This is a genomic window from Legionella maioricensis, from assembly GCF_023618015.1.
Classification (GTDB): Bacteria; Pseudomonadota; Gammaproteobacteria; order Legionellales; family Legionellaceae; genus Legionella; species Legionella maioricensis.
The window spans coordinates 1-4,970 of sequence record NZ_JAJKBJ010000050.1; the positions used below are offsets into that span (position 1 = coordinate 1).

Sequence of the window (4,970 nt, forward strand, 5' to 3'; positions counted from 1 at the left end):
TGAGAGTCAGAAAAAGTTATTTTGGATATGTGAAAAAAATAACCTTTAAAAATCATAAAAAATCTTAATATATCGAGGCATTTATGCCATAAATCTTCGCAAGGTACAAATTCATAAGAAGTTATTTCTATAGACAATCTGGATTGATACAGCCGTATTCCGTAGTCGTAGATTTTATTTTTAATTGTAAAATGGAATATATATTCTTGTGAAAGGCAATGGTAAGTCGTATTTTTAGTACCAATAACCTTTAGCTTCTTGCATTTTATGTCCATAAATTTTCCTATTAATAGATTATGTTAATTTATAGAGGAATATAGGGACTTTAGCGAGTAACAATCATTAAGAAAAAATAAGCAAGCATAGGTCGGGTGCTTCGCCCGACCTACGCTTACTACCATACTATTTTGTTTTTTCAAATTCCTTAGCCATTTCTAATAAACTGTGGAAGCACTGCTTCAATTTTTCAGAATTTGAATTTGCAAATACGTACTTATAGCATTTTATGAACATTGATTTATTAAATGATTCTATAAGTTGTTCGAGCTCAACAGAGTTATTGTTAACTACTGGTGGATTATTAATATTAAAAACTATGCCTTCCTTGAACTGATCATTATTTACCAACATTAGAGATAATGTATTTGAAATTGGGATATGGACACATACATCTTTTATTCCCAAACCTATTTTGTAAAATCCATCATTAATTTTGGGATGATAAATATGCATAAAGTTGTCAGAAACTATAAATGGATTATTGGAATCACTTTCTATAAGAGCCCATTTCATGTGTAATAAATGTGAAGCAATTATTGAGCCTAAATCAAGCATGATTTTCAATAGATAATCATTATTTATTTTGTATGTGAATTCATCCGTGAGCATTGATTGTCGTACTTCTTCAATTTCATCTTCGCTAAGATTTGGATCGAAACTTTTATAGGACTCATAAAAATGCTCTTTATTTGAAGCAAGAGTATGAGCATGAGACCTTAAGTACCTAGACTGTTCTATATTTAAGTGGTTTATATATGAAGGAGTTCTGACCATTTGCAACCCCAAAAAAAGCGAGAGCTTTTCTTTTTCTTCAGCATTGGGAAATTTTTTATTTAATAATTTTGTTAATGCATTAGATGCCGGTGTTTCTACTTTATCTGAAAAGTAATCTTCTACAGCAGTTATATTCTCATCATGCTGAAGATGATAGAGCTTGTTTATAACAGCTGTATCATCCGGTCTGTTTGCAAAAGGATCTGATGGACTGTCCTTAGGATAAGTCCATACACGACCATCGTTATCGCAAAATCCCTCTAAAAACTTCCGGGTAATATAATGATTTCTTTTTTTAGTGTTAGTCATTGTTGTCGCATATAGTCGTTTAGGATTAACTATTCCATAGCCATAAGTAGACGGTCTGATAGAAATTATCTGTCTTTGGGCTTTAGTGAGATGTGTTCTTCACTAGCCTTGGTTCTAACGGCTGATTCAGTCCGTTCTAAAACTTTTGCTATATCTGGAGTATCTGTAGTTCGGGATAATTGCTTTAATCTCCTCAAATCTGAAGGTGTCCATTTTTTCCCACTATTATTCGGTTTCCTTGACATATATATTCTCCATGACACAGATTAGATAAAATATAGCACAATTTTTGACCTGTAATTTGTGAAGATTGAATAGATTTTGAGACATCTAAAAAATACGTGGAACAAATGGGACAAGTGGGAAACTCTGATAATTACTGGCCTAAAGATGTTCCACCATCAAAATACATGCTGGAACGGGTGGGACAATCAGAATTCGTCAGACCATACTTTCTCAGTAAAAACATAACATCTAGGAATACCAACCCCTTTAATTCTTCGTTTTTGGGAGGCCTTTCCATCATTTCCAGGCACTATCCAACCAGCATTAATAAGCACTCTATTGACCATTTTAGGTTCAAACCCTTGGCAAATCTCCTTCCTATAAACCTCGGATAAAACCATAAAGATACGAAAACCCTCGCTATCTGTTCGAAAAAATCCTGCTCGGTTATAAAGGCGTTCACTATTGGGATGATTTTCGCTTTCAAACCGACTTGCCCCTTCTTTTTCAAAGAATGCACGAACTTGCGATAGTATGGCTCGATCTTCTCGGTTACCATGCTCTCCAAAATCTTCAAGCCAAGCTTTAAAACAGTTTTCTGCTGCTTGACAGGCTGTGCCTCGTTTCCATCCGGTTAAATCAAAATGACTTGCTATTTCCCCTGCCATGGCAACCAAAGCAAAGCGTCTTGCTACCCGTTGAATTTGACCTGAGTGTTCGGCTTTAGTGACTTTTACTACAAATTGCTGGATTTTATTGGAGAGTAGGGGAATTAATTCAGCGCGATGTTTCACAATTTTATGGAGCCATGTAATTCCCACTGCTCCATGATATTGACTGGCAGCTTCCTTTAACGCGAGTGCCATAGAGGAAGGGTTTATATGATTATGTAACTGTTCAAATAATCCCATTTGAGCACCCGCATCAGCTTCAATATCTGCCAAACGAATTTCTTGACCTGCATTGCATCGCTGACCAGCTTTGGCCATTAACGAGGTTAATGACTCCTCGCCAGCGGATAAAAAGAGTAATGACCAACGCATGGATTGTCTTGCTGTACCACAACGAGAGGCGCGTGTTTTACCTTGGCCATTAGCAAGCAGATAAGCACACTCACCAGCTTCTTTGGGATCCATTTGGCTTAACTCATCTAGGATTAATAAACCATCATTATGAAGCGCTGCTAAACCTTCCAAACCGTTTGCAGTGCTTCGCCACAAACGAATATAACCTTCTGGCTTACCCCAAACAGAGGCAGCTACTTTTAAAGCCGTTGTTTTGCCAGAAGAGGAGGCGCCTCTGAAATGAAATCCACCTGAATCTTCGCCGACTAGATTGGCAAGACTTGGTGCGAATGCAGTGGAAATTGCAAAGATCAAACGAGAATTACCTTCTGCTAATCGTGCAATAGAATTACGCCAGTCCTCAACACTTCCCGAAGCGGACAATGCGGGTTCAAGGCTATTGGCATTTTGAAAAACGATTTGGTCACTGGATTGCCCTATGGCTTCATTAGCAGTAACAAATACGTCTTTATACCAACCCAATTTATCGACACAACGAGCACGCTCCTCAACAGGAAATACTTGTATATAAGACGCTAACAAATCACGAGCGGTTTTGCTGGGTGAAATAGTCAATCCCAATCGCGCCAGCTCCCGTCTTACATCGCTGGAATCTCCTTGCAATAAAGCCAAAGGCATAGCCCATTGATGTTTAATGCCATCATCATCAATCCACTCAAGTAATCGACCCCATTCCCCACTATTGGCATCACGAGTTTTAGCTACCACAGACAAAGCAGAGCAGATCCATCGAGGAGGCAGCTCATTATTGTCTTTATCCTTACCAACAAAAATTACTCCATCTGAGGTTAACTGAAATAGTCCACCTGCATATTGAAATGATTTAATGCGTTTAGACTGTTTAAAATCAACATGATATATTTGTTCTGAATTCATTTTCATTTTCTCCAACAACTGATACAGGAAGGTGCGCCGCCACCTTCCAATTATTCAATAAGACCAAACAAGAAAGTCTAAACCGCTTCTTGAAGAGTGTTATGAACACATTGGTGTTGAAGATAATTAAGAATATCTAATTTGCGATAGCGAACGGTACGACCAATTTTTAAGTAGGGCACACCCTGACCTGCCCAACGATTACGTTCAAGCAATTGAACCGAGCAATCTAAAACTGCGGCAAGTGTATTTTGATTAAATAGGGTGGATTCTGGAGCAGATTCGAATTCATTGATAAGTTGCAAGCGCGATACATTATTTTTAGACATAGTAATACCTTTCTTAAAAGAATTTTCAATCGACATTAAAAATGCCGCCAAAGAGGCTTTTTCCATAAATCCAATTTGAAAATTCCAGTAAACTGGTACTTTCTATCCATAAATCCATATAGCTTTATAGCCATTTTCATAAAGCTATTTAAAACAACGGTTAGATTATTACGTGTTTTAAAAATTAAAGTCAACAAATGAAAACAAATTCAAAGAAATTGTAACTAGAGTGAACAAATGTGAGTTATTTGTCCCACGTGTACCATGGGATATTTAGCAGGTGGTACGCTTATAGCCCAGTAATATCAAGGTGTCCCCTTAGTTCCACTTGTACCACTAAAAATCATTAAGGCTGATCTCAACATAGGGAAAATGGAGTATAATTTTGATATGAAAACATTATCAGAAATTAATCCTAATCCTCAGGATAGTGAGAAACTCGATAATCTAACCATTGAAGCTATAGAGGAACTGGAGTGTATCGAGGGAAAGAAATATTCATCTTTTAAATCAATGATTGATGATTTGGATGATGATGCTTGAGACAGTTCGTTCAACTCAAGTAGATTTAGGTCGGTCAATTAGATAGTGTCAAATGTACTTTGAGTGTTTCCACCAAAAATCCTTTGGTGCATTTTATAGAGATAATTGTCCGTCATGCCACTGATATAATCAGCGATAACCCTTTTTTGGTCAGCTTCTTGGGTCTGTCTGCTATATTTTTGAAATACTTCTGTCGGTAATAACATTTCAGGATTAACATCAATTGCATCAAATAGCTGCATAATTAGTACCTTTCCTCCATGAATAATTGACTTTACGTGTTGAGTTTTAATTAAATTATTGCTTACAAGTAGTTTTAGGTTTTTTATAAATGTTTCAACAGCTTCATTTTCAAACTTTACAAAATATCTAAATATAGGTTCATTGAAATTACTATTTTCCTCAATACAAGTATGAATTATTGCTTCATGAACTAATGTCCCGATAACTTTTTTTCTGGCTTTTAAATCATCTGAAAGAAGAAGTGTTGGATAATTACTCCAATTTTGAATGAAGTTTTGATTTTCAAAAAAATTAACTAACTCATCCA

At 36.3% G+C, this 4,970-nt stretch carries 5 protein-coding genes and 1 pseudogene; 1 reads left to right on the plus strand and 5 read right to left on the minus strand.

Features of this window, described 5'->3' with window-relative positions:
- Window positions 1-402: 402 nt before the first annotated feature.
- The 4 genes from LOX96_RS17355 to LOX96_RS17370 form a co-directional block, all read right to left on the minus strand.
- A complete protein-coding gene (locus LOX96_RS17355) occupies window positions 403-1,362 on the minus strand; it encodes a DUF4238 domain-containing protein (protein ID WP_250420144.1) in 960 nt (319 codons plus the stop codon).
- Between the two features lie 65 nt (window positions 1,363-1,427).
- On the minus strand, window positions 1,428-1,607 hold the full coding sequence (locus LOX96_RS17360; protein WP_250420147.1) for a hypothetical protein: 180 nt from the start codon (window positions 1,605-1,607) through the stop codon (window positions 1,428-1,430).
- A 186-nt stretch (window positions 1,608-1,793) separates the two neighbouring features.
- Window positions 1,794-3,548 (minus strand): DUF927 domain-containing protein, encoded by a 1,755-nt coding sequence (locus tag LOX96_RS17365; protein ID WP_250420180.1) that lies wholly within the window; start codon window positions 3,546-3,548, stop codon window positions 1,794-1,796.
- 77 nt (window positions 3,549-3,625) lie between these two features.
- Complete coding sequence (locus tag LOX96_RS17370) at window positions 3,626-3,877, minus strand: hypothetical protein (protein WP_061692146.1); 252 nt, start codon at window positions 3,875-3,877, stop codon at window positions 3,626-3,628.
- A gap of 390 nt (window positions 3,878-4,267) precedes the next feature.
- Here LOX96_RS17370 and LOX96_RS17375 point away from each other — a divergent pair, with 390 nt between their 5' ends.
- Window positions 4,268-4,420: a hypothetical protein gene (locus LOX96_RS17375; RefSeq protein ID WP_250420150.1), complete on the plus strand. Its 153-nt coding sequence runs from the start codon at window positions 4,268-4,270 to the stop codon at window positions 4,418-4,420.
- Window positions 4,421-4,458: 38 nt separating this feature from the next.
- Here LOX96_RS17375 and LOX96_RS17380 read toward each other — a convergent pair.
- Window positions 4,459-4,970: pseudogene (locus LOX96_RS17380) on the minus strand (anti-phage deoxyguanosine triphosphatase); the annotation flags it as partial.